The following is a 23,873-nucleotide window of genomic DNA, read 5'->3' as shown; positions in this document are numbered from 1 at the left end:
ACACCCGGTCCCACACCCGCTGAGGAGCACGCACATGGCCAGCACACCCCCGCGCGCCGCCACTCTGCATGAGGTGGCCGCCCTGGCTGGGGTCTCCCATCAGACGGTGTCGCGGTTTCTGCACAACCGGGGCCCGTTCAAGCCCGCCACCATCGAGCGCGTCGAAGCGGCCATCAAGGAGCTGAACTACCGGCCCAACATGATCGCGCGCTCCATGCGCACCCGGGAGACCGGCATCCTCGCCGCCATCCTGCCCTCCCCGGTCACCGCGCTGCCGACCCCCACCCTTGCCGCCGCCGCGGAGGTCGCCCGTCGATCCGGGTACTTCATGGAGATCTCGGTGATCGAAGGGCCCGCACAGGACCGCGCCCGGCGCGCCCAGGAGCTCCTGGACTCCGGCCGGCTCGAAGGCGTCCTGTCGCTGGGCGCGCTGCCGGGCATGAGCGAACAGCCGCGCACCCCGACGACGACGGCGCTCGCAATCCTTGACCAGTATGACGACAAGCTGCGCGGGATCGGCCCGCTGGCCGACGCCTCAGTGCTCCGCGAGATCATCCAGACCCTCGCTGACATGGGGCACCGTCGCTTCCTGCATATCGAGGGACCACAGGACTGGTCCTCCGCGCGGGCCCGGCGGGACGAGTACCTGCGCAGCATCGCGGAGCTCGGGCTGGAGTCCCACGGAGTCCGCGGCGGGGACTGGACCACAGAGTCCGGATATGCGGCGATCAGCGGCCTGGAGGAGGACTCGTGCGTCACCGCGGTGATCGCCGCCAATGACTATCTCGCCCTCGGTGCGGTCCGCGCGGCGCATGATCGCTGCTGGCACGTGCCGAAGCGGCTCAGCGTCATCGGCTGGGACGACCTGGCCACGGCGCGGTACACCATCCCGGCCCTGTCCACCGTGGCGGTGGACCGCGAATCCCAGGGGCGCTCCGCCATGGAGCGGCTGATCGCGCTGGTGCGCAACGAGCCGGCCCCGGAGCCCGCGAACCCGGTCAGCCGGCTGATCCTGCGCGAATCCACCGGCCCCGCTCCTGCGCCGCCGAACCCGCAGCGCTGAACCCGCAGGCTCCCAGCGCCGATCCGCGGCACGGGGCTCGGCGACACTTGAGTGAACGTTCACTTGGAGATTCTCAACGCTCATGGATCACCACCGGCCGGCCTGGCCCGGCAGCTCACGGCGCGAGGGCACGGGCGCGCATGGTGAGACTGGTGGCCGCCGCATCAACGGTGCCCCCAGTGGGACTCGAACCCACACTGGACCGATTTTAAGTCGGTTGCCTCTGCCGATTGGGCTATAGGGGCAGAGAGCGGGCTGTCAGTGACAGCCCGCTCTCTTGGTCTACGTCATCGATGCTGACGCGTCAGCTCTTCGCGGCTTCCTTCTTCTTGCCGCCGCCGGCTGCTTCCTGGAACTGCCGGTACGGGCTCTCGAGGTCGCGCACCGGGGTGTAGTCCCGGCCGAGCACGAGCTCGGAGACCCAGCCGCCGACCACGCGGACCTTGCGCTCCACGGTGGGGATCGCCATCGCGTGGTAGCCGCGGTGGGCCATCCACGCGGGGAATCCGCTGATCTTGACCTTCAGCGGGTTGCCGACGCCCTGGAACATGCCAAGTCCGGCCACGGCGCCGAGGGAGTCGTGCTTGTACTCGCTGAGCTGGCCCTGTCCGTAGCTGGCGGCCAGCAGGTTCTTCGCGAGCACCTTGGCCTGGCGGGAGGCGTGCTGCGCGTTGGGCACGCAGGTGCCGTCGGGCAGTCCGCCGCCGCTGAGGTCGGGGATGGCCGAGATGTCGCCGGCGGTCCAGGCGTTCTGCAGGACCTTGCCGTCTTCATCGGCGATCTGCAGGGTGGCGGTGCCGGTGACCCGGCCGCGCGGATCCACCGGGAAGCCGGACTTCTTGGCCACGACGTTGGCGGCGACGCCTGCGGTCCAGACCAGGGTGTCAGACTCGAAGCGATCAGCCTCGGACTTGTCCTTCATGTTGACCAGTCGCATCTCGCCGTCCACCACGGAGCCCAGCGAGGTGTTCAGCAGCACCTCGATGCCGCGGCCGCGCAGGTGCTCGACGACGCCGACCGCCTGGTCCTCGCTGACCTCGGGCATGACGCGGCCCATGGCCTCGACCATCAGGATGCGCACATCGGTCTGACCGATGCGCGGGTTCACGGCCACGGCCGCGCGGATGATGTCTTCCATCTCCGCGACGGTCTCGATGCCGGCGAACCCGCCGCCGACCACAGTGAAGGTCAGGGCGCGGGACTTGGCTTTCTCGTCGGTCATCACCGAGGCGGACTCGATGCGCTCCAGGACGTGGTTGCGCAGGGTCAGCGCCTCTTCGATCGTCTTCAGGCCGATGCCGTGCTCGGCGAGGCCCTCGATCGGGAAGGTCTTGGTGGTGGCGCCGGCGGCCATGATGATGTCCTGGTACGGCAGCTCCACGGTCTCGCCCTCGGAGAGCTCCACGGTGGCGCTGCGGCCGTCGTGATCGACGGCCGTGACCTTGCCGGTGATGATCTCGGAGTCCCTCAGGTGGCGGCGGTGGGAGACGACCGCGTGGCGGGCCTCGATGTGGCCGCCGACGACCTCTGGAAGGAAGGGCTGGTAGGTCATGTACGGCATCGGGTCGACGACGGTCACGATCCCGCCGGCGGCCTTCACCTTCTTCTGAAGCAGCTGCGCGGTGGTGAGACCGACGTAGCCGCCGCCTACGATGAGGACACGGGGTTTCGCGGAAAGCGTCTGTGGAATAGCCATATGCATCATCCTATACGTAGCTCGTTGATGGGTGGTGAGGTTTCGTGCCGCGGGAGGACCTGAGCGAGATGCTCAGTTCTCGTCCTGGCGGCGGGCCAGCTGCAGATGGATCGCGGCCATGGCGAGCACGGCGATCACCAGCAGGGCGGCGGCGCCGACCGCCACGGGTCCGGCCCAGTCCTGGGCGGTGCTGGGCTCCCCCGGCTGCGGCATGGCGCGCGGCTCACCCTCGGGCCCGGCCACGACGCCGGCGTCCTCGGGGATCTCGTTCTGCTCGGTCTCTTCGACCTCTCCTCGGCGGTGGACTCGGATCCATTCCGCCAGCGTCGGGTAGGCAGCGGCCTCGAAGGCCGGCACCTCGCCGGAGACGGCGTCGGCCACGTTGAGCACGCCGTGGCCATACTCGGGGTCCACGCCCTCGGCGCCCTGGGAGTCTGCGGTGGAGAGCACCCGGTGCTTGACCTCCTGCGCGCTGAGCTCCGGATTGGCCGCCCAGACCAGGGCGGCTGCTCCGGCGACGATCGGTGAGGCGCCGGATGTGCCGTTCCACTGCATGTAGTCCTCCCCGGGCATCGCCCCGACCAGGGGTTCCGAGGCGGCGGCGATCCCGATGGCGATGCCCTGAGAGGAGGAGTCCTCGCTGATCTGGCGTGACTCATCGACTCCGGCCACGGCGAGCACACCTGGGATGGTGGCGGGCGCGCCCACCGAGAGGTGCCCCGAGGCGCGGTTGCCGGAGGCGGCCACGACGAGCACGTCGTTCTCCTCGGCGTAGAGGAAGGCCTCGTCCCAGGATTCGGGCCATTCCTGGAAGCCGGAGCCCAAGGACATGTTGATGATGTCGGCGCCGTTGTCCACGGCCCAGGTCACGGCTTCGGCGATCTGCTCCTCGGTGCCTCCGCCGTAGGGGTTGGGGTCCTGCAGCAGCAGCGAGACCGAGAGGATGGAGGCTTCGGGAGCGACTCCGACGACGCCGTCGTCGGGATCCTCGTCCTGGGTGAGCGCCCGGGGCGCCGATCGGCTCTCTTCGAACTCCGCCAGGGCGTCGGAATCGACCTCGTCCTGCCAGTCCTCCCCGTAGATGTCCTCCAGAGAGGTCTCGAAATCCTCCCACCAGTCTTTCCACTCGTCGTCGTCGAGGTCCTCGAGGTCCTCGTCGATCAGCTCGGCGACGGCTGTCGCCTCCGCGGAGGTGCCGCGGCCCGCGGCCAGGGACGCCACCAGCGTGCCGTGCTCGGTGGCGATCTGATCCACCGGGGCGCCGCCGTCGCCGGCTCCGGAGACATCGGTCCCGCCGACGACCGCGCCGGAGAGGGTGGGATGGCTGGAGTCCACGCCGGTGTCGATCACCGCGATGGTCATGCCCTCCCCGCGGGTGGTCTCCCAGGCCTCGGTGATCCCGTAGTCCTCGAGCCAGTACTGCTGGTCGCGCCACTCGTCGGCGTGGGCGGCCGGGGCGGCGAGGATTCCGCCGCCGAGCGCCAGTCCGGCGGCGAGTGCGGCGCCGAGTGCGGCGCCGAGGGTCCGTGAGCCGGCTGTCATCTCGGCCGCTCCGCGCCCTCGGGCTGGTGGGCATCGGCCTGAGAATCTGCGCTGGTCTGGGAATGCGCCAGGGACATCGCAATGCCGTCGAGGATGTCATGCTCAGAGGCGACCGCGGAGACGATCCGCCCATGGGTGACCTTGTTCAGATAGTCCAGGATGGTGCCCCAGATCAGGGCGCCGGCGCCGATGACGTCGACCCGGCCAGGGTGCATGATCGGCATCTGGGCGCGCACGTCGCGGGTGGAGTGGACCAGCTGATCCACCGACTGGTGCAGGGTGTCGAAGTCGATCTCGGCGCCGTGGATCACGTCCGGCTCGTAGTCTTCGAGCTTCAGCGCATGCGCGGCGACGGTGGTGACGGTGCCTGCCACCCCGATGACCACCTCGGTCTCGTGCAGCGGCATCACCTCAGAGACGTTCTCCAGGAAGGAGAGCGTCTCGAAGCTGGTCATCGAGGTCTCTGTGTCGGTGGGCGGGTCGCTGCGCATGTGCCGCTCGGTGAAGCGCACGCAGCCCATGTCGGTGGAGATGGCGTGCTCGACTCCGGCGGAGGTGCCCAGCACGAATTCGGTGGAGCCGCCGCCGAGATCGACGACGAGGATCTTGCGCTCGGCGTCCCAGTCCAGCACCGACGCCGCGCCCGCGAAGGACAGCCCGGCCTCCTCGCTGCCGCGGATGACCTCGGGCTCCACGCCGAGCCGGTGCTTGACCCCGCCGATGAACACATCCCGGTTCGCCACGTCGCGGGAGGCTGAGGTGGCGACGAAGCGCACGGCGTCCACGTGGTGCCGACGGATGAGCGCCCCGTAGCTGTCCACCGCGGCGAAGGTCCGCTCCAGCGCTCCGGCCGAGAACTCACCGGTCTCGTCGACACCCTCGCCCAGGCGCACGACGGTCATCTGCCGCACCACGTCGGAGACTCGTCCGTTGTCCTCGACATCGGCGATCAGCAGCCGGATGGAGTTGGTTCCGCAGTCGATGGCAGCAACTCTCATGGGGTGTCCTTCTCCTCGCCGGTGTTCGTGGGCGGTCGACGGCGTGGCCGTCCCGCGGGGGTCCTTGCCAGCACTCTATGCGGTCTCTCCGGTGTCCTGCGAGACCGGGTCCTGCGCGGCGTCGTCCTGACGGGCGAAGCCCTGATTCCTGCGGCGCACGTGCCGGCTGAGGTCGCGCTGCGGGACGTCGGCGTCGTGGTCCCAGGATCCGGCGCAGCTGCAGACCTGTGGGCTGAACTCCTCGGTGATGAGTTCCAGCGCCTCATCCCCGAGCGGGTTGATGCCGGGGCCGACCGCCAGGGAGTGCCCGACGAGCACGTGCAGGCATTTGACCCGGTCGGGCATGCCTCCGGCGCTGATGCCCTCGATCTCCCACACCGGTTCCAGCCCGGCGAGAGCGCGGATGCGTTCGCGCTCGGAGAGGTAGTTCTCATGGGCACCACGATAGGCCTGGGCGAGCTGGGTGTCGGTGGTGAGTCGCTCGCTCATCTGCGCCATCAGCCCGGAGGCCTCCAGCCGAGACACCGCGGCGGTGGCTGCCGGGTGGGTGAGGTAGAAGGTGGTCGGGAACGGGATCCCGTTGCTCAGCCGTGGGGCCGTGGCTGCGACCAGCGGGTTTCCGCAGGTGCAGCGGGCAGGGATCTCGACGACGTCGCGCACGGGCCTGCTCAGCTGCAGGCTCAGGGTGTCCAGATCACTGGGATGCGGTGTAGTCGAGTTCACGGGAGCCGAGTTTACTGCACTGCTGGGCGTCGCCGGGCCGGGCCTGCTGTCGAGTGCGGCGGCTTGGACGTCAGAGCGCTCAGCGTGTCGGCTCAGTCCTCGGCGGCGGAGCGGACCAGCGAGTCCCAGAGCGCCTCGGCCCAGGGAAGGTCGTGACGGACCTCGGTGGAGTCCAGCTCGTCAAGCTCTTCGGCGCTCTCCTCAGCCTCACCCATCACCTGGTAGCGACGCTCCCCCGGCATGACCAGGTTGATGCGTTCGCGGGCCTGCTGGCGGACGAAGTCTGGATCATCCCAGCGCATCAGCTCAGACTGCAGCTGGGCCTGTTCCTCCTGCTCGGCGGCGATCTGCGACTGGAGCTCGTTCATCTCGGAGCGCTGCTGGAAGAAGCTGTTCACGGTCGGGACCAGGAAGGAGATGACCACCAGGACCACGATGCTCAGCACGATCATCCGGCCCGGGAACGTGCGTTCCGGGACCACTGTGGCGGCGCTGACCGGGGTCTTCGGCGACCCAGACGCGGTGGAGGTGTTCCGCTTGCGTCGGGCGGTGATGTCGGCGGGGGTCCGGATCTCACCGGAGACCTGCTCGCGTTCGGCAAGCCGACGGGCCTGGGCCGCGCGCGCTTTGACCTCCGCTGAAGAGGCACGTCTGCTCGGCACGATATGTCACCGCCTTGAGGGGGAAGAGGGGGAAGTAGGCGTGGCTTCCGAGGATATCTGGACCCGGCCTCGGGACGCGGGTCTGACACGCGAACAGGTCAGGCTGCACCGTGAATTCTCCTCGCTGCACGTGGCGAACGAAGGACGGGGCGCCAGGCACCCGGACCTCTGGTCGAAACCAGGGTCCGCGACCTGACGCCCCGTCCTCATCGGCGCTCAGCGGGGCTGAGCCCCTCACGTGCGTCACGCGGTGACGTCGCGCGTGGGCTAGGCGTTGAAGCGCGGGAACACGGAGGCTCCGGCGTAGCGCGCGGCGTCGCCGAGCTCCTCTTCGATGCGCAGCAGCTGGTTGTACTTGGCGACGCGCTCGGAGCGAGCAGGGGCGCCGGTCTTGATCTGGCCCGAGTTCGTCGCCACGGCGATGTCCGCGATGGTGGTGTCCTCGGTCTCCCCGGAGCGGTGCGAGATCATCGTGGTGTAGCGGCTGCGCTGGGCCAGCGCGACCGCGTCGAGGGTCTCGGTGAGCGAACCGATCTGGTTGACCTTGACCAGCAGCGAGTTCGCGGTGTCCGCGGCGATGCCCTTGGCCAGGCGCTCGGGGTTGGTGACGAAGAGGTCGTCGCCGACCAGCTGCACCTTGTCCCCGATCTGCTCGGTCAGGGTCTTCCAGCCGGCCCAGTCGTCCTCATCGAGCGGATCCTCGATGGAGACCAGCGGGTAGGCGGCGACGAGCTCACCGTAGTAGGCGCTCATCTGCTCCGGAGTCCGGGACTCACCTTCGAAGGTGTAGACACCGTCGGCGTAGAACTCGCTGGCCGCGACGTCCAGTGCCAGCGCGATGTCCTTGCCCGGGGTGTAGCCGGCCCGCTTGATGGCCTCGGTGATCAGGTCCAGTGCCGCCCGGTTGGATGAGAGGTTCGGCGCGAAGCCGCCTTCATCGCCAAGTCCGGTGGCCAGGCCCTGCTCCTTGAGCAGCGCCTTCAGCGAGTGGTAGACCTCCACGCCGGCGCGCAGCGCCTCGGAGAAGGTGGCCGCACCGATGGGGGCGATCATGAACTCCTGGATGTCGACGTTGGAGTCCGCGTGGGATCCGCCGTTGAGGATGTTCATCATCGGCACAGGGAGCAGGTGCGCGTTGGGACCGCCGAGGTACTTGTACAGCGGCAGGTCGGAGGCATCGGCTGCGGCCTTGGCCACGGCCAGCGAGACGCCGAGGATCGCGTTGGCACCCAGGGAGCTCTTGTTCTCGGTGCCGTCGAGATCGAGCAGGATCTGGTCGATGATGCGCTGCTCGGTCGCGTCCTGTCCTTCCAGGGCGGCGGCGATGACGTCGTTGACTGCACCGACGGCGCCGGTGACGCCCTTGCCGAGGTAACGGTCCTTGTCACCGTCGCGACGCTCTGCGGCTTCGAAGGCGCCGGTGGAGGCGCCGGAGGGGACTGCGGCCTGGCCGAAGCTGCCGTCCTCGAGGAGGACATCGACCTCGACGGTCGGGTTGCCTCGCGAGTCGAGGATTTCGCGGCCGTACACACTGACGATCAGAGACATATTCTGTCGGCTCCTTGTTGTTCATTCGGTGGGAAACTTTTCGGGGGTGCCGAGCGCGCCCTTGCGCCGGTGCTTGCTTCTTCTCGAGCTGGTGCAGCTGCTCGATCAGGTCATGCGGTTCAGGTGGCTGCGCAGCGCCCGCTCCGGGTCCTGGCCCGCAGCGCGTGCGGTGCGCACCACAGCAAACAGTAGTTCACCGAGCTCCTCCTCGTCAGCCGCCGCCAGCGTGGCCGGGCCAGAGTTGGGGAGATGTTCACTGCGCTGCCGCCCGAGCCGGTCGATCACCTTGGCCGCCTTGGCCAGGGCCGGCAGGTGCGCCGGGAGCGAGCCGACGACGCCGGAGAGGTGGGTGCCGTCGTCGTCTTTCGGCTCTGCCGGCGTCGGGCTCTCCGGTGATGGGTTCCCCGGCGTTCCGTTCTCCGCCGCCTTCTCCTCGGTCTTGATCCGGGTCCAGGCGGCTTCGACCTGCTCGATGGTCGCGTGCGGGTCCACCGACAGGCCCCCGTCGGCGGTGAAGACGTGCGGGCTGCGGCGCACCAGCTTCGCGGTGATGGCCTGCGCCACCCCGTCGAGATCGAAGCTGCCGCGCTCCTCGGCGAGCTGCGCGTGCAGGGCGACCTGGAAGAGCAGGTCCCCCATCTCCTTGCGCAGACCCTCGTCGAGGCTGCCGGCCTCGATCTCTTCGAGCACCTCATAGGCCTCTTCGATCAGGTACTCGGTGAGGTCCCCGTGGGTCAGCTGAGAGGTCCAGGGGCAGTGCTCACGCAGCCGGGCGATGACCCAGCGCAGCATCGCGATCTGGTCACCGTCCGCGGGACCAGCGCCGGTCTGATCGGGGCTGGTCTGATCGGGGCTGGTCTGACCAGCACTCGTCGGACCGGTGCCGGTCTGCGGACCGCGACTCGGTATCACTGTGCGGTCACTGCCAGGCTTCGAGGATCATGCCTGCCAGGGCCTCGCGCTCCTCGTGGCCGAGGAAGGAGGACTCCAGGGCGTTGATCTGGAAGTCGGCGAGTTCCCCGAGGCCGTAGTCGAAGGTGCTGGCGATCAGTGCGAGCTCGCCGGAGAGGGTCACGCCGGAGACCAGCCGGTTGTCGGTGTTGACGCCGACGTTGAAGCCCAGCTGGTAGAGCATGTCGAAGGGGTGGTCGCTGAGCTCAGGCGGCTGACCCTGGGCGAAGCCGGCGATCGCCCCGGTCTGCACGTTGGAGGTGGGGCTGACCTCGAGGTGGATCTGGCGGTCGCGGACCCAGCGGGCCACGGGGCCGAGCTCGACCTGGAAGACCTCTTCCCCTGCCTCGGAGTCGACGTCGCCCTCGATCACGCTGATGTCCTCGGCGACCCGGACGCCGTGGCCCAGGCGCTGGGCGCGGCCGGAGACCAGGGCGTCGCGGACGGATTCGATGCCGTCGCCCTCGCCGGCGTGGACCGTGGTGGGAAGCATCTCGGTGGCGAGCCGGGTGAAGGCGTCGGCGAAGCGGCTGGGTGGGAAGCCTGCCTCGGGGCCGGCGATGTCGAAGCCGACGACGCCCTTGTCGCGGTGGCGCAGAGCGACCTCGACGATCTCATCGGCGCGCTCGGACTGGCGCATCGCGGAGACCAGCTGGCCGACGACGATGACGCCGTCCTGCCCGGCGACGGTCTCCATGCCCTGGTTCAGACCCTCCTGGACGGCCTCGACGGCCTCGTCGAGGCTCAGGCCCTGTTCCTGGTGCTGCTCCGGGGCCCAGCGGACCTCGGAGTAGATGATTCCGTCGGCGGCGAGATCTTCGACGTACTCCTTGGCGACGCGGCGCAGGTTCGACGCGGTCTGCATCACGGCGGTGGTGTGCGCGAAGGCCTCCAGGTACTGCTCCAGCGATCCGGAGTTCGCGTTCTGCCGGAAGCGCTCGGCGAGCTCGTCGGCGTCCTGGCTGGGAAGCTCGTGCCCGATCTCCGCGGCGAGCTCGATGAGCGTCGACGGGCGGAGCGAGCCGTCCAGGTGATCGTGCAGGGAGACCTTGGGCAGGTTGCGCAGCTGCTCTTCGAGCTTGGCGGCGGCGGAACGGGCTTCGGCATCAGTAGAAGTCATAGGAGTGAGTCTATCCAGGACTCGGACCCACGTCGCCCGACGCCCTCCGGACCTCACTGACCTGGGGCGTCGTCCTCGTCGTGGCGACGGTGATCATGGTCGTCGCGATCCCGGTGCAGCCGCAGCGGGGGCTCCACCGGCAGCGCGGCGGTGTCGAAGTAGCCCTCGGGGTCCAGGTGCACGCCCTTGCGATCCAGCCAGCGCGTGACGAGCCGGAAGATCCGGTCGAAGATCCAGCCCAGCAGCACCGCTCCGGTGATCGAGACCGTCATCGCGACCAACACCGAGTCGAAGATGTTCGCGCTGATCGCACCGATCCCCACCGAGTAGGAGGCCCAGACCAGCGAGGCGATCGCGTCGATCACCAGGAATCGGCGCAGCGAGAACCCGGTGGTGCCGGCGACGAAGTTGATCGCGACCCGGGCTCCGGGGATGAACCGGCCCACGAAGATCAGCAGCACCCCGCGCTTGTCGAGCTCATGGCGCGCCCAGATCAATGTGCGCTGCGGGGCGGGCCGGCGCATCCAGCCGAAGCGCATCGGCCCGATGGCGCGCCCGATCCGGTAGGCGATGAAGTCTCCGAGCAGCGCACCGGAGGCCGCGACCAGGATCACCCAGAGCAGGAACGGAGTGCCCGGCTCACCGGAGAGCGAGCCCAGTCCGACCACCAGCGAGTCCGAGGGCACGACCGGGAAGAACCCGTCGACCACGCAGAGCACGAAGAGGCCCACCAGGGTCCACCATCCGGAGGCGGCCTCCAGGATGGTCTGATTGATGGCGTCGAGGATCTGCCCAGGACTCATCCGGGTGGCCTCAGTCGGTCAGGTCCGCGGCCCTGATCCGATCGAAGACCAGGTCTGGGGTCTCGTGCGGTCCGCCCTCGGTGTCGACGTCCACGGCGCCCTCGAGCGCCTGCTGCGCCCGGCTGATCCGGTGCTCGTCATCGGTGAGCAGGGTGAACAGCGGCTGACCGGCGGTGATGGCGTCACCGGGCTTGGCGTGCATCCGCACCCCGGCGCCTGCCTGCACGGCGTCCTGCTTGCGCGCCCTGCCGGCTCCGAGCCGCCAGGCCGCCAGACCTACGGCCATCGCGTCCATCCGGGTCATGGTGCCCGAGGCCCCGGCGGTGATCGTGTGGCTGTGCACCGCCTGCGGCAGCGCCGCGTCGGGATTGCCGCTCTGTGCGGCGATCATCCGGCGCCAGGAGTCCATCGCGCGTCCGTTGCGCAGGTTCTCCGCCGGGTCGACCCCGGTGATGCCCACCGCGGTGAGCATCTCCTGCGCCAGCGCGACGGTGAGTTCGACGACGTCGGCGGGTCCCCCGCCGGCGAGCACCTCCACGGACTCCTGGACCTCGATGGCGTTGCCTGCGGTCAGTCCCAGCGGGGTGTCCATATCGGTGAGCAGCGCCGAGGTCTTCACGCCGGCATCGGTGCCCAGGGCGACCATCGTGCGGGCCAGTTCGACGGCGTCGGCCCGGGACTTCATGAAGGCACCGGAACCTGCCTTCACATCGAGCACCAGGGCGTCGGTGCCCTCGGCGATCTTCTTGGACATGATCGAGGAGGCGATCAGCGGGATCGCCTCCACGGTGCCGGTGACGTCACGCAGCGCATAGAGCTTCTTGTCGGCCGGGGCCAGACCGGGGCCGGCCGCGCAGATCACGGCGTTGACCTCGTCGAGCTGGCGCAGCAGAGCCTCGTTGCTCAGATCCGCCTGCCATCCCTCGATGGCCTCGAGCTTGTCCAGCGTGCCGCCGGTGTGACCGAGACCGCGTCCGGAGAGCTGCGGGACGGGCACGCCGAAGCTCGCCACCAGCGGCGCGAGTGTGAGCGTGATCTTGTCGCCGACTCCTCCGGTGGAATGCTTGTCCGCGGTGAGCCTGCGCCCGCCGTCGGGCGTGCGCAGCGAGGAGAAGTCCATCCGCTCGCCCGAGGCGATCATCGCGGCGGTCCAGTGCCCGATCTCCTCCCGGGTCATCCCGTTGAGCAGGATCGCCATGGCGAGCGCTGACATCTGCTCGTCCCCGACGAACCCGTCGGTGTAGGCGGCGATCATCCAGTCGATCTGCTCCTGGGAGAGCCGGCCGTGGTCCCGCTTGATCCGGATCAGTTCGACCGCATCGTGGGCGGAACGGTCATAGGTCGCACCAGCGGCGCTCATCGGGTCTCCAAGTCGTTCATCTCAAGATGGCGGGGGCCGAAGGATTCTGGCAGCAGGGCCTCCAGGGTGGTGGCGCCCTTGGCGGTGCGCACGTGCATGGTCTCGGCCGAGAACTCAAGAAGCAGCTGACGGCAGCGTCCACAGGGGGTGATGTACTCGCCCTGTCGGTTCACGCAGGTGAACGCCACGATCTTGCCTCCGCCGGCCATCTGCAGCGCACCGATCATGGTGCACTCGGCGCAGAGGGTGAGCCCGTAGGAGGCGTTCTCCACGTTGCACCCGGAGATGATCGATCCATCCTCCAGCAGCGCGGCGGCGCCCACCGGATAGTCCGAGTAGGGCACGTAGGCCCGGGTCATGGCGATGCGGGCCTGGGTGGTGAGACGCTCCCAGTCGGCATCGTGGTCCGGAGCCGGGATCCGTGCGATCCGCCCGGTCAGAAAGTCATCGTCCTGAGTCATAGGGGACATCCTACGAGGCCACACTGGGACCCGTGCGCCAATGTCGGCGGCGCTGGCGCGTCTCGGCTAGTCCCGGCGCAGCTCGTTGATCGCGCTGAGCGCCGTGGTGACCATGATCTTGGTGCCGTAGCCGATGCATCGCTCATCCGGGACGTAGTCCCCACGGTGCAGGTCGAAATCGATGCCGCCGGGGGTCTTGGTCCCGAGCCGGAACATCGCGCCGGGAAGCTCCTGCGTCATCCAGGCGAAGTCCTCCCCGCCCATGGACTGCGGGGCGAGCTCGAGGCCCTCGGAGCCGAGGACCTCCCGGCCGGCGTGCTCCAGCAGGGTGGTCTCGCGCTCGTTGTTGATCACCGGGGGCACGCCTCGGATGTGTTCCAGGTCGACGTCGACCCCCCAGGGGGCCGCGACCTGCTCGACGATCTCATCGAGGAGCTTGCCGGCGTCGCGCCAGGCCTCGGCGTCGAGGATCCGCATGGTCCCGACCAGGGTTCCGCTCGAGGGTATCGCGTTGTGCGCGCTGCCAGCCTCGATCTGTCCCCAGACCAGCGAGACCGCGGAGCGCACGTCCACGCGGCGGGAGAGCACCGCAGGCACGGTGGACGCGATGTGGGCCAGGGCGGAGACCATGTCCTCGGTCAGATGCGGCCGGGAGGTGTGTCCGCCGCGTCCGGTGACGTTGATCCGCACCACGTCGGCCGCAGAGGTGATGGCTCCGATGCGGGTGCCGATCATGCCGACCTCGATCCGCGGATCGCAGTGCAGCGCGAAGATCCGGGGCAGCGGCTCCAGCACGCCCTGGCGCACCATCTCCAGGGCGCCTCCGGGCATGGTCTCCTCGGCCGGCTGGAAGATGACGCGCACCTTCGCGCCCAGACCCGTCGGGTCGCCGTCGTTGATCCGCTGCTGGTGCAGCTGCTGCAGGCTCAGCGCGACCCCGAGCGCCACGGTGGTGTGGATGTCATGTCCGCAGGCATGCGTGACGCCTGGATGTGTGGAGGCGTACGGGAGGTCGGTGAGCTCGCTGACCGGCAGCGCGTCGATGTCCCCGCGGAATCCGGCCGCGAACTCCCCGGCGCCGATGTCCACGTAGAGACCGGTGGTCTCGGGCATCAGCTCCGGCTCCAGACCGACGGCGCGCAGCGCGGCGGCGAGCCGCTCCGTGGTGCGCTCTTCCTTCCAGGACAGCTCGGGGTGGGCGTGCAGATCGCGGCGCATCGCAATCAGGGTCGCCTCGAGCTCGTCGACCACCTCGGAGGCCGAGGCATGGGCCGCCTTGAGCATCACCGTCCGGCGTGCAGGCTCAGAGGACATCGGACTCTCCCTGGGCCCGCAGCGCCTCCACGGCCTGCTTCACCGACTGTGCGTGGTCGGTGGTGGTGACCAGCAGCGCATCCGGGGTGTCGACCACCACGATGTTCTCCACGCCGATCAGCGCCACCACGCGCTGGGTGTCAGAGACGACGACGCCGGAGGACTGGTCCGAATAGACCCTCGCCTTCTCCCCCAGCACCGTCATGGACTCCTGCTCGCGCGCCGGGTTCAGCCGGGCGATCGCGGCGAAGTCGCCGACGTCGTCCCAGGTGAAGTTCCCGGGGATCACTGCCACGTCACCGGCGGCGGCCGCGGGCTCGGCCACGGCGTAGTCGATCGCGATCTTCGGCAGCGCCGGCCAGACCCGTGCGGTGACCTCGGCCTGCTCCGGGGTGCCCCAGGCGGCGGCGATCTCTTCGAGACCCGCGTAGAGCGTGGGCTCTGCGCGGGACAGGTGCTCCAGCAGCAGCTTCACCGGGGCGACGAACATGCCCGCGTTCCAGAGGTACTCCCCGGAGGCGACGTACTTCTCGGCGAGCTCCTGGCCGGGCTTCTCGACGAACTCGGCGACGTCACGGGCATGCGGCGCACCCTCGATGGGCGCCCCGTCGACCTCGAGCGTCGCGCCGCGGCGGATGTAGCCGAAGCCGGTGGAGGGATGGGTGGGGGCGATGCCGATGGTGACGATCTTTCCGGTTGCCGCGGTGGCCACGGCCTCGCGCACCGCCTGCTGGAAGATCCCCACCGGGGCGATGACCTGGTCCGCGGCGAAGGACCCCATGATGATCTCGGGGTCGCGGCGGTGCAGGATCGCGGCGGCCAGCCCGATGGCGGCCGCGGAGTCCTTGGGCTCGGACTCGAGCACCAGGTCGTTCTCGTCCAGTTCGGGGATCTGCACCCGGACGGCTTCGCGGTGGGACTCCCCGGTGACCACCATGACGCGCTTGCCCGTGAGCGGAGCCAGCCGCTCATAGGTGCCGCGGATCAGCGTGGTGCCGGCACCAGTGAGGTCGTGGAGGAACTTCGGGGCGCTGGCCCGGGAGAGCGGCCAGAGTCGCGTGCCCACCCCGCCTGCGGGGATCACGGTGTAAAACTTGTCCAAGGATGCCTGTGAAGTCACTTCACCAGCCTAGACCCATACCTGGTCCGAGCTCAGTCAGCCGCGCAGCGGGTGGGCAGATCGGGCCCAGGGCAGGGTTTCGCGGGGCGCAAGGCTCCTTCGAGGCGGAGGCAGAGCGTCCCCGCCGAGGGTCTGCACGGCAGATTCCGGAATTGCGTCCCTACATTGCGGTTTTTCTACACGCTGTAGAAGTCATTTGGAGATGGCCGTCATTTCGCCTCCGGGCCCGGATCAGGCCTACGCTGGGCTGCGCAACAAAGCCTCCGGCACGGCACCACGACCCGCATCGGGGGCCGCGGTGCTCTAGTCTGGTAGCTGACAACAGACTCGCCTCGGCGTCACGGTTTCCGCACCGCCGCAGCGAAGAAATACACGTACGTAACTGTGCGGCGCGGAACGCCATGCAACGATGCAGGGAGGGAACAACAGGTGACGCAGACAAAAGGCACCCTTTATAAAGGCCGGGAAGGTATGTGGTCCTGGGTCGGACACCGGATCACGGGTGTCGGAATCTTCTTCTTCCTCCTGGTCCACGTACTCGACACGTCTCTCGTGCGAGTCTCGCCAGAGGCATATAACGCGGTGATCGGCGCGTATAAGAACCCGATCATGATCGTCGGTGAGATCGGCCTCGTCGGCGCGATCGTCTTCCACGCGTTCAACGGTCTGCGGATCATCCTGGTGGACTTCTGGTCCCAGGGCACCCGCTACCACCGCCAGATGCTCTGGACCGTGATGGGCCTCTGGGTCATCACCATGATCGGCTTCACCGTCCGCCACTTGATGCTGTTCCTTGACGGCTGGGGAGGGTTCTGAAAATGACCACCACAAAATCTGACGCCCTTCTTCCCGCACAGGGCATCGAGGCCCCCCGTTCCGGGCGCATCGATCCGAAGTACCTGCGCAACGGATTCTCGAAGTCCGGCAGCTTCGAGATGGCCGCATGGGTCTTCATGCGCGTCTCCGGCGCCGCGCTCGTGGTCCTGATCTTCGTCCACCTGGCAGTGAACCTGCTGGTCGGCGAGGGCATCCACCAGATCGACTTCGGCTTCGTGGCCGGCAAATGGGCCAACCCGGTCTGGCAGTTCTGGGACCTGACCATGCTCTGGCTGGCGATGCTCCACGGCGGCAACGGCATGCGCACGATCATCAACGACTACGCAGAGAAGGACTCCACACGGATGTGGCTCAAGTCCATCCTGTACCTCTCGGTGATCGTCATCATCGTGCTCGGCACCATGGTCATCTTCACCTTCGAGCCCTGCCTGCTCGACAACTCCGGCCAGCTGCTCGAGTCGTCACCCTCCTTCTGCCAGAACGTCTGATGCCCACCGGGCCTGACCCGGTGCGCACGACTGCGCGTTCTCAAGCTTCCGAACACCAAGAAAAGAGAGCCACAAGCTGATGCAGGTTCACAAGTACGACGTCGTCATCGTCGGCGCCGGTGGCGCGGGAATGCGCGCGGCCATCGAGTCCGGCCAGCGCGCCCACACCGCGGTGCTCACCAAGCTCTACCCCACCCGTTCCCACACCGGTGCGGCCCAGGGCGGCATGTGCGCCGCGCTGGCCAACGTCGAAGAGGACAACTGGGAGTGGCACACCTTTGACACCGTCAAGGGCGGCGACTACCTGGTGGACCAGGACGCAGCCGAGGTCATGGCCAAGGAGGCCATCGACGCCGTGCTGGACCTGGAGAAGATGGGTCTTCCCTTCAACCGCACCCCCGAGGGCAAGATCGACCAGCGTCGCTTCGGCGGACACACCCGCGACCACGGCAAAGCCGCCGTGCGCCGCGCCTGCTATGCCGCAGACCGCACCGGTCACATGATCCTCCAGACGCTGTACCAGAACTGCGTGAAGCACAACGTCGAGTTCTACAACGAGTACTACGTGCTGGATCTGCTCACCGTGGATGAGGAAGTCACCCGCGAAGACGGCACCACCTACATGCAGAAGAAGACCGCCGGCGTCGTCTCCTATGACCTGGCCAACGGCGAGATCCACGTCTTCCAGGCCAAGTCAGTGGTCTTCGCCACCGGTGGTCTGGGCAAGATCTTCAAGACCACCTCGAACGCGCACACGCTGACCGCAGACGGAATGGCCCTGGCCTACCGCGCCGGCATCCCGCTCGAGGACATGGAGTTCGTGCAGTTCCACCCGACCGGCCTGGCCGGACTGGGCATCCTGCTCTCCGAAGCCGCCCGCGGCGAGGGCGCCATCCTGCGCAACTCCGAGGGTGAGCGATTCATGGAGCGCTACGCTCCCACGATCAAGGACCTCGCACCGCGTGACATCGTCGCGAGGTCCATGGCCAACGAGGTGCGCGAGGGACGCGGCGCCGGTCCGAACAAGGACTACGTGCTGCTGGATCTGACCCACCTGGAGCCGGCGCACATCGACGCCAAGCTCCCGGACATCACCGAGTTCGCGCGCACCTACCTCGGCGTCGAGCCCTACACCGAGCCGGTGCCGGTCTTCCCGACCTGTCACTACGCCATGGGTGGAGTGCCCACCAACGTCAAGGCTGAGGTGCTTCAGGACAACGACACCGTGGTTCCCGGACTCTTCGCCGCCGGCGAGGTCGCCTGCGTCTCGGTGCACGGCTCCAACCGCCTCGGGACCAACTCGCTGCTGGACATCAACGTGTTCGGCAAGCGCGCCGGCATCGCCGCCGCCGAGTATGCCGCCACCGCAGAGTTCGTGGACATCCCGGAGAACCCGACGGCGTTCACCGAGAACCAGCTCAATGCGATGCGCGCCTCCACCGGCGGTGAGCGCACTGCGACGCTGCGCACCGAGCTCCAGGAGACTATGGACGCGAACATGCAGGTGTTCCGCTCCGAGGAGACCATCAAGGAAGCTCTCGCGGTGATCGCTGATCTGCGCAAGCGCTATAAGAACGTGCAGATCCAGGACAAGGGCAAGCGCTTCAACCTTGACCTGCTCGAGGCCGTGGAACTCGGCTTCCTGCTGGACATGGCCGAGGTCATGACCGTGGCAGCCCTGCACCGCAAGGAGTCCCGCGGCGGACACTACCGCGAGGACTACCCCGAGCGTGATGATGAGAACTTCATGCTCCACTCGATGATGTACCTCGACCCCGAGTCCTCGACCGATGGCACCACCGGCATCCGTGCCGACACCAAGCCAGTCGTCTTCACCCGTTACGAGCCGATGGAGCGTAAGTACTGATGAGCACTCCCACCAAAGAAGCCGCTGAGCCCGCATCCAAGATCGACATGAAGGAGAGCGGAGGCGGAGGCGAGATCCCGAGCTTCGACGTGACCCTCCAGGTGCGCCGGTATGACCCGGAGTTCTCCGACGACGCGCGCTGGGACGAATGGACGATCACCATGTACGGCACCGACCGTGTGCTGGACGCCCTGCACAAGGTCAAGTGGGAGATCGACGGTTCGCTCACGTTCCGCCGCTCCTGCGCCCACGGCGTCTGCGGCTCTGACGCCATGCGCATCAACGGCCGCAACCGTCTGGCCTGCAAGGTGCTGCTCAAGGACCTGGACACCTCCAAGCCGATCATGGTCGAGCCGATCAAGGGTCTGCCCGTGGAGAAGGACCTGATCGTGGACATGGAGCCGTTCTTCCAGTCCTACCGCGAGATCATGCCCTTCATGGTGAACAACTCCCCCGCCCCGACCGGCGAGCGGATCCAGTCCCCGGAGGAGCGCGAGCGCTTCGATGACACCACCAAGTGCATCCTCTGCGCCGCCTGCACCTCCTCCTGCCCGGTCTTCTGGACCGACGGGCAGTACTTCGGACCGGCAGCGATCGTGAACGCTCACCGCTTCATCTTCGACTCCCGCGACGACGCCGGCGACATGCGCCTGGAGGTCCTCAACGACAAAGAGGGCGTGTGGCGCTGCCGCACCATCTTCAACTGCACCGATGCCTGCCCGCGCGGCATCGAGGTCACCAAGGCCATCCAAGAGGTCAAGCGAGCGGTGCTGACCCGCAGCATGTGATTCCCGCTCGTCGAGTCAAAAAATCGTAGGGCTGCAGCTTGTCGTAGAGCTGCAGCCCTACGATTTTTCGTTTGGTCTACGATTTCTTCGCGAGCGGAACGCCGGCGGTGTGGAGTCGTGCCGCCAGCGCGCCGGGTCGCTGCAGATCGTCCCAGACCCAGCGCACCACCTTCAGCCCACGGGCGCGCAGCGCATCCTCGCGAAGCTTCTCCTCCCAGACGACGTCCTCAGCGGATGCACCGCTGAGTCCGGACCCGCGGGTGTACTTCAGCTTCCCGTCGAACTCGCCCACCACGCCGACGCCCGGCCAGTAGAAGTCCACGCGCGCGACGGTGCCGCCGAGATCAAAGCTGACCTGCAGCTGCGGCGGCTCGAACCCCAGGTCCAGCATCCGGACCCGGGAGAGGGACTCCCCCGCAGACTCCGAGCGTGCATCAGCCAGCTCGAGGCACGCCCGCCACCGGCCGAGCCTCCGCTGCGAGTGGATGAACCCGCCCCATGCCTCGAGCACCTCCAGGCTGAGACGTGCTCCGGAACGCACCCGTGCGCCGAGCACCGCGTCCAGGACGACGACGCCGGCCCCGGTCTCCATCCGCGGCACCGTGTCTGCCAGCAGCAGTCCGAACTCCTCCACCGCGCAGTGCGTCACCGACCCGGGCCAATGATCTCGGAAGCCCATGGCCAGGTCCTGGTGCGGCGGCTCATGCCCGGCGCCGACAAGCAGTCGAAACGCGGGGCGCGAGGTGCGCGGCGGGGCCACGTGTTCGTGCAGCCGGGTCGGAATCCCGCGCAGCGCGACGACCGAGGCGCTGGCGGCCCGCTCGTCGTCGTCCGGTGCGAGGTGGCGCCGCACCACGGCACGGGGGTCCGTGGAGCCGGTCATGACGGGTGGGGGAACCAGCCGCGTGCCTCCCTGATGCCGGGTGCGCAGCTGCACCGCATCCGGGGTCCGGATCAGCGGGACGCCGTGGAGCGCCAACCCGGTCTCGCGACAGAAGACCGGCGTGGAGCGGGTCATCGCAGCGGCGCCGGCGGCGGCCAGATGACGCTCCCACGGCGGGGCCGCGAGCCAGTCCGCTGTGTGCACGTAGATGCCACGCCGCAGCCGCAGCATCGCTCCCGCGTTGACCGCGCTCTTCAGCCGGGTGCTGCTGTGGATGCCGTCCGGGAGCTCCTGGGAGCGGATGAGCGTGATCTGCGCCGGAAGCGGGGTGGAGGTCGCGAGGTCCATCCGTCCACTCTGCGCAATGCTGTGCCGCATGGCTCCCGAGTGCGCCGGTCTGTGGATAACCCGGCGGCCCGGGCAGTGCACGCCACCCACCGGGCACCCTGAGGTGAAAAATCGTAGACCTGTTGAAACGTCGTAGGGCTAGAGCTCTACGATTCGCTGCAGGCCTACGATAATTTGACCCAGCGGGCGCGGGATCAGCGGGAGGCGGCGATCGGGCCCAGCCGGCGGTTCCGGTCGTCGGTGGCCAGCGCCGCCCAGGAGGCGCAGAGCAGGTAGATCAGGCTGAGCAGGAAGAAGTAGACGAAGAAGCCCAGCACCGTGGCGAAGGAGGACACGATCAGGTTTCCGCCCTCGACCCCGCTGAGCAGGAACGTCGAGAGCTGGCGCAGCAGCGAGGAGCCGATCGCGGCGATCAGCGCGGCCCGCCAGAGCACCGAGACCGGCATCACCACGCGGGAGGCCACCCGGAAGATCAGGATCGCGACCAGCACGTCGAGGACCAGCGGCACCGCCAGGGTGATCACGGTGCCGACGAGCCCCTGAAGCACGTTCAGGTTCCATCCCAGCACCCGTTCGCTGACCTCCAGCACCGATTCCGAGATCAGGCTGGTCGCGGTGGCGGCCAGCAGCATCGTGCCCAGCAGCACCATCACCCCGAGGTCCCGTGACTTCACCACCAGCACGTTCTCGTCCATCAGCGGGCGGTCGAAGATGCTCCGGATCCCGGCGCGCAGCCCGTTGATCCAGCTCAGCGAGGCCACCGCGGCGACCAGCAGCGAGACCACCAGGGTGAGTCCGAAGCCCTCGGTGTCGAAGAGCTGGGCCTGCGTGGCCAGTCCGTCCTCGCCGATCACCCCTGGCAGCGCGTCGTTGGTCAGATCCACGATCGTGTCCTGGAGCTCCTGGTCTCCGCCGATCACCAGACCGGCCACGGAGAATCCAGCGACCAGGGCGGCCGAGACCGAGAAGAACATCATGTAGGCCGCACCGGCGGCCATGACCGTGCCGTAGTGGAAGAGGAACAGGTTGAAGATCCGCATGCCGCGGGTGGTGTCGAGGCGGGTGAGCCCCCAGAACAGGGTCAGCCCGAACATCGACGCCCGGCTGCGGCCCTCGCGTCGGGCGTGTCCCCAGGCGCGCCGGGCCTTGACCTCACGGCGGCGCAGCCCCTCGAGGTCCAGCGGGTTGACCATCCCCGAGACTTCCTCGCGGTCGTTCATCGCCTTCGCGGCGGCTCGCGCGTGACCGGCGATCAGCCCGTGACCGCCGGTCCGCGGTCGCAGCCGGGAAGGGTCTTCGTTCACCGCAGGCTCACCACGCGGGTGTGATCCAGGCTCACTGCAGGCTCGCAGGGAGGAAGCCGACCTTGTCGTAGACCTCGGCGAGGGTCTCCCCCGCCACCGACCGCGCCTTCGCGGCACCGGTGGCCAACAGCGCATCGAGCTGCGCGGGATCCTCCAGCAGCTCCTCGGTGCGGCTGCGGATCGGGCTCAGCTTCGCCACAACCACCTCGGCCAGCTCCACCTTCAGATGGCCGTACATCCGGTCCTGATACTCCTCGACGATCTCCCCGATCGGACGGTCGGTGAGCGCGGAATAGATGCTCAGCAGGTTCGAGACGCCCGGCTTCTCGGCCTGGTCGAAACGGATCTCGGCGCCGTCGTCGGTCACGGCGGACTTGATCTTCTTCGCGATCTGCTTATCGGAGTCCATCAGGTTCAGCAGCCCGGCGGGCGACGCCGCGGACTTCGACATCTTGGCCGTGGGGTTCTGCAGGTCATAGATCCGCGCCCCGGCCTCCGGGATCAGCGGCTCCGGCACCCGGAAGGTCTCCCCGTAGCGGTGGTTGAAGCGCTGGGCCAGGTTGCGCGAGAGCTCCACGTGCTGCTTCTGATCCTGTCCGACCGGGACCCCGTGGGGCTGGTAGAGCAGGATGTCGGCGGCCTGCAGCATCGGGTAGGTGAAGAGTCCGACGCCGGCCGCATCGGCGCCCTGCTTGGCGGACTTGTCCTTGAACTGGGTCATCCGCGAGGCCTCGCCCATCCCGGTCAGACAGGTCATGATCCAGCCCAGCTGGGCGTGCTCGGGCACATGGGACTGCACGAAGACCGTGGAGCGCTCGACGTCGAGGCCGCCGGCGATGTACTGGGCCGCGGTCCGGCGGACCCGGGTGCGCAGCTCGGCCGGGTCCTGCTGCACGGTGATCGCATGCATGTCCGGGATGAAGAAGAAGGCGTCGTAGCGCTCCTGCATCTTCACCCAGTTGACCAGCGCTCCCAGGTAGTTGCCCAGGTGCAGGGAGTCAGCCGAGGGCTGCATCCCGGAGAGTACGCGCTCAGTCACAGCAGTTCCTTCGTGTCGTCGGGCAGAGATCGGGGTTCAGACGTCAGGGTTCGAACGTCAGTGTTCCATCGTCAGGGTTCAGGGTGGAGCAGAGCTCAGGGGAGCTTGTAGTCCACGACCAGCGGGGCGTGGTCTGACCAGCGCAGCGAGTAGTCCTGCGCCCGGTCCACCTTCAGGTTGCTCGCCAGCTCCGCCAGCGCCGGGGTGGCCATGTGATAGTCGATCCGCCACCCGGTGTCGTTGTCGAAGGCCTTCCCCCGGTAGGACCACCAGGTATAGGGCCCCTCGACCTCACCGGCCAGCGAGCGGGCCACGTCGGAGAAGCCCAGGTCACCGAAATACTGGTCGAAGTAGGCGCGCTCCTCCGGCAGGAAGCCGGAGTTCTTCACGTTGCCCTTCCAGTTCTTGATGTCGAGCTCCCGGTGGCCGACGTTGAGGTCCCCCATCACCAGCAGGTGATCGGTGCGCTCCGCCAGCTTAGGCAGGTGCTCGGTCATGTACTGCAGGAACCGCATCTTGTGCTCCTGCTTGGGCGTCCCCACCTCGCCGGAGTGCACGTAGACGCTGACCACGGTCAGGGTGGAGCCGTCACCAAGGGTGTAGTCGGCTTCGATCCAGCGGCCGTCGTCCTCAGGGTGGCCGTCACCGATGCCGTTGCGGGTGGCGACGGGGGCGTGGCGCGAGATGATCGCGACGCCGGCCCGACCCTTGTCCGCGGCCTCGTACTCGTGGACGTGCCAGGGCTGATCCTCATGCTCGGTCATCTCGGTGACCAGCTTGGTGAGGATCTCCTCGTTGGCGCGGACCTCCTGGAGCGCGAGGATGTCGATCTCGCGGTCTGCCAGCCACTGTCCCATGCCCTTGCGGTGCGCGGCGCGGATCCCGTTGACGTTGACCGACGCGATCCGGGTCTGCCCGGCGGGCTTGGGATCGACGATGCGGTGCGGGTGCTCGCCGA

Annotated in this window: 22 protein-coding genes and 1 tRNA gene; 5 read left to right on the top strand and 18 right to left on the bottom strand. The window is 68.1% G+C overall.

Annotation, left to right across the window (positions count from 1 at the left end; genetic code table 11):
* Positions 1-34 precede the first annotated feature (34 nt).
* Complete coding sequence (locus BCL67_RS03270; RefSeq protein ID WP_106122025.1) at positions 35-1,063, top strand: LacI family DNA-binding transcriptional regulator; 1,029 nt, start codon at positions 35-37, stop codon at positions 1,061-1,063.
* 171 nt (positions 1,064-1,234) lie between these two features.
* Here BCL67_RS03270 and BCL67_RS03265 read toward each other — a convergent pair.
* The 14 genes from BCL67_RS03265 to BCL67_RS03200 all read right to left on the bottom strand — a co-directional run bounded on the left by BCL67_RS03265 (position 1,235) and on the right by BCL67_RS03200 (position 15,361).
* Positions 1,235-1,308, bottom strand: a tRNA-Leu gene (locus tag BCL67_RS03265).
* 59 nt (positions 1,309-1,367) lie between these two features.
* Entirely contained in the window at positions 1,368-2,759 is a 1,392-nt protein-coding gene (locus tag BCL67_RS03260; RefSeq protein WP_106122024.1) for an NAD(P)/FAD-dependent oxidoreductase, read from the bottom strand.
* 72 nt (positions 2,760-2,831) lie between these two features.
* Positions 2,832-4,301 (bottom strand): S8 family peptidase, encoded by a 1,470-nt coding sequence (locus BCL67_RS03255; protein WP_258174718.1) that lies wholly within the window; start codon positions 4,299-4,301, stop codon positions 2,832-2,834.
* The gene (locus BCL67_RS03250) at positions 4,298-5,299 is read right to left on the bottom strand and encodes a Ppx/GppA phosphatase family protein (RefSeq protein ID WP_106122023.1); all 1,002 of its coding nucleotides are present in this window, start codon (positions 5,297-5,299) and stop codon (positions 4,298-4,300) included. Before BCL67_RS03250 ends, BCL67_RS03255 begins: the two co-directional genes overlap by 4 nt.
* A 75-nt stretch (positions 5,300-5,374) precedes the next feature.
* Positions 5,375-6,022: a DUF501 domain-containing protein gene (locus BCL67_RS03245; protein ID WP_106122022.1), complete on the bottom strand. Its 648-nt coding sequence runs from the start codon at positions 6,020-6,022 to the stop codon at positions 5,375-5,377.
* Positions 6,023-6,114: 92 nt separating this feature from the next.
* The gene (locus tag BCL67_RS03240; RefSeq protein WP_106122021.1) at positions 6,115-6,684 is read right to left on the bottom strand and encodes an FtsB family cell division protein; all 570 of its coding nucleotides are present in this window, start codon (positions 6,682-6,684) and stop codon (positions 6,115-6,117) included.
* A 267-nt stretch (positions 6,685-6,951) separates the two neighbouring features.
* Positions 6,952-8,232, bottom strand: coding sequence for a phosphopyruvate hydratase (eno, locus tag BCL67_RS03235; protein ID WP_106122020.1), 1,281 nt, complete (start codon positions 8,230-8,232; stop codon positions 6,952-6,954).
* A gap of 105 nt (positions 8,233-8,337) precedes the next feature.
* Positions 8,338-9,144, bottom strand: coding sequence for a MazG nucleotide pyrophosphohydrolase domain-containing protein (locus tag BCL67_RS03230; RefSeq protein ID WP_258174716.1), 807 nt, complete (start codon positions 9,142-9,144; stop codon positions 8,338-8,340).
* A 7-nt stretch (positions 9,145-9,151) separates the two neighbouring features.
* Positions 9,152-10,303: an adenosine deaminase gene (locus BCL67_RS03225; RefSeq protein WP_106122019.1), complete on the bottom strand. Its 1,152-nt coding sequence runs from the start codon at positions 10,301-10,303 to the stop codon at positions 9,152-9,154.
* A 53-nt stretch (positions 10,304-10,356) separates the two neighbouring features.
* Positions 10,357-11,106, bottom strand: coding sequence for a DedA family protein (locus BCL67_RS03220; RefSeq protein ID WP_106122018.1), 750 nt, complete (start codon positions 11,104-11,106; stop codon positions 10,357-10,359).
* 10 nt (positions 11,107-11,116) lie between these two features.
* Positions 11,117-12,466: a thymidine phosphorylase gene (locus tag BCL67_RS03215; RefSeq protein ID WP_106122017.1), complete on the bottom strand. Its 1,350-nt coding sequence runs from the start codon at positions 12,464-12,466 to the stop codon at positions 11,117-11,119.
* On the bottom strand, positions 12,463-12,927 hold the full coding sequence (locus tag BCL67_RS03210) for a cytidine deaminase (RefSeq protein ID WP_106122016.1): 465 nt from the start codon (positions 12,925-12,927) through the stop codon (positions 12,463-12,465). Before BCL67_RS03210 ends, BCL67_RS03215 begins: the two co-directional genes overlap by 4 nt.
* Before the next feature lie 66 nt (positions 12,928-12,993).
* Complete coding sequence (locus tag BCL67_RS03205; RefSeq protein ID WP_106122137.1) at positions 12,994-14,211, bottom strand: amidohydrolase; 1,218 nt, start codon at positions 14,209-14,211, stop codon at positions 12,994-12,996.
* Positions 14,212-14,230: 19 nt separating this feature from the next.
* The gene (locus BCL67_RS03200) at positions 14,231-15,361 is read right to left on the bottom strand and encodes a mannose-1-phosphate guanylyltransferase (protein WP_106122015.1); all 1,131 of its coding nucleotides are present in this window, start codon (positions 15,359-15,361) and stop codon (positions 14,231-14,233) included.
* A gap of 429 nt (positions 15,362-15,790) precedes the next feature.
* On the opposite strand from BCL67_RS03200, the gene sdhC reads away from it, so the two are divergent.
* From sdhC to BCL67_RS03180, 4 genes are all read left to right on the top strand, one after another.
* A complete protein-coding gene (gene sdhC, locus BCL67_RS03195) occupies positions 15,791-16,177 on the top strand; it encodes a succinate dehydrogenase, cytochrome b556 subunit (RefSeq protein ID WP_106122014.1) in 387 nt (128 codons plus the stop codon).
* Positions 16,178-16,179: 2 nt separating this feature from the next.
* A complete protein-coding gene (locus BCL67_RS03190) occupies positions 16,180-16,686 on the top strand; it encodes a succinate dehydrogenase hydrophobic membrane anchor subunit (protein WP_106122013.1) in 507 nt (168 codons plus the stop codon).
* A 79-nt stretch (positions 16,687-16,765) separates the two neighbouring features.
* The gene (gene sdhA / locus BCL67_RS03185) at positions 16,766-18,553 is read left to right on the top strand and encodes a succinate dehydrogenase flavoprotein subunit (protein WP_106122012.1); all 1,788 of its coding nucleotides are present in this window, start codon (positions 16,766-16,768) and stop codon (positions 18,551-18,553) included.
* Positions 18,553-19,341, top strand: a complete 789-nt coding sequence (locus BCL67_RS03180) for a succinate dehydrogenase iron-sulfur subunit (protein WP_106122011.1) — start codon at positions 18,553-18,555, stop codon at positions 19,339-19,341. The genes sdhA and BCL67_RS03180 overlap by 1 nt, the downstream gene beginning before the upstream one ends.
* A 76-nt stretch (positions 19,342-19,417) precedes the next feature.
* Here BCL67_RS03180 and BCL67_RS03175 read toward each other — a convergent pair whose 3' ends face one another.
* The 4 genes from BCL67_RS03175 to BCL67_RS03160 form a co-directional block, all read right to left on the bottom strand.
* Positions 19,418-20,572 carry a hypothetical protein gene (locus tag BCL67_RS03175; protein ID WP_106122010.1) on the bottom strand — a complete coding sequence of 385 codons (1,155 nt, stop codon included), beginning with the start codon at positions 20,570-20,572 and terminating at the stop codon, positions 19,418-19,420.
* A 194-nt stretch (positions 20,573-20,766) separates the two neighbouring features.
* The gene (locus tag BCL67_RS03170; RefSeq protein WP_181255868.1) at positions 20,767-21,876 is read right to left on the bottom strand and encodes a YihY/virulence factor BrkB family protein; all 1,110 of its coding nucleotides are present in this window, start codon (positions 21,874-21,876) and stop codon (positions 20,767-20,769) included.
* 31 nt (positions 21,877-21,907) lie between these two features.
* Positions 21,908-22,945, bottom strand: a complete 1,038-nt coding sequence (trpS, locus tag BCL67_RS03165) for a tryptophan--tRNA ligase (RefSeq protein ID WP_374955622.1) — start codon at positions 22,943-22,945, stop codon at positions 21,908-21,910.
* 65 nt (positions 22,946-23,010) lie between these two features.
* Entirely contained in the window at positions 23,011-23,853 is an 843-nt protein-coding gene (locus tag BCL67_RS03160) for an exodeoxyribonuclease III (RefSeq protein ID WP_106122136.1), read from the bottom strand.
* Positions 23,854-23,873 lie beyond the last annotated feature (20 nt).

This window comes from Nesterenkonia sandarakina (assembly GCF_003003175.1).
GTDB classification, from domain to species: Bacteria; Actinomycetota; Actinomycetes; order Actinomycetales; family Micrococcaceae; genus Nesterenkonia; species Nesterenkonia sandarakina_A.
This window is presented reverse-complemented; position numbering and strand designations above follow the sequence as displayed.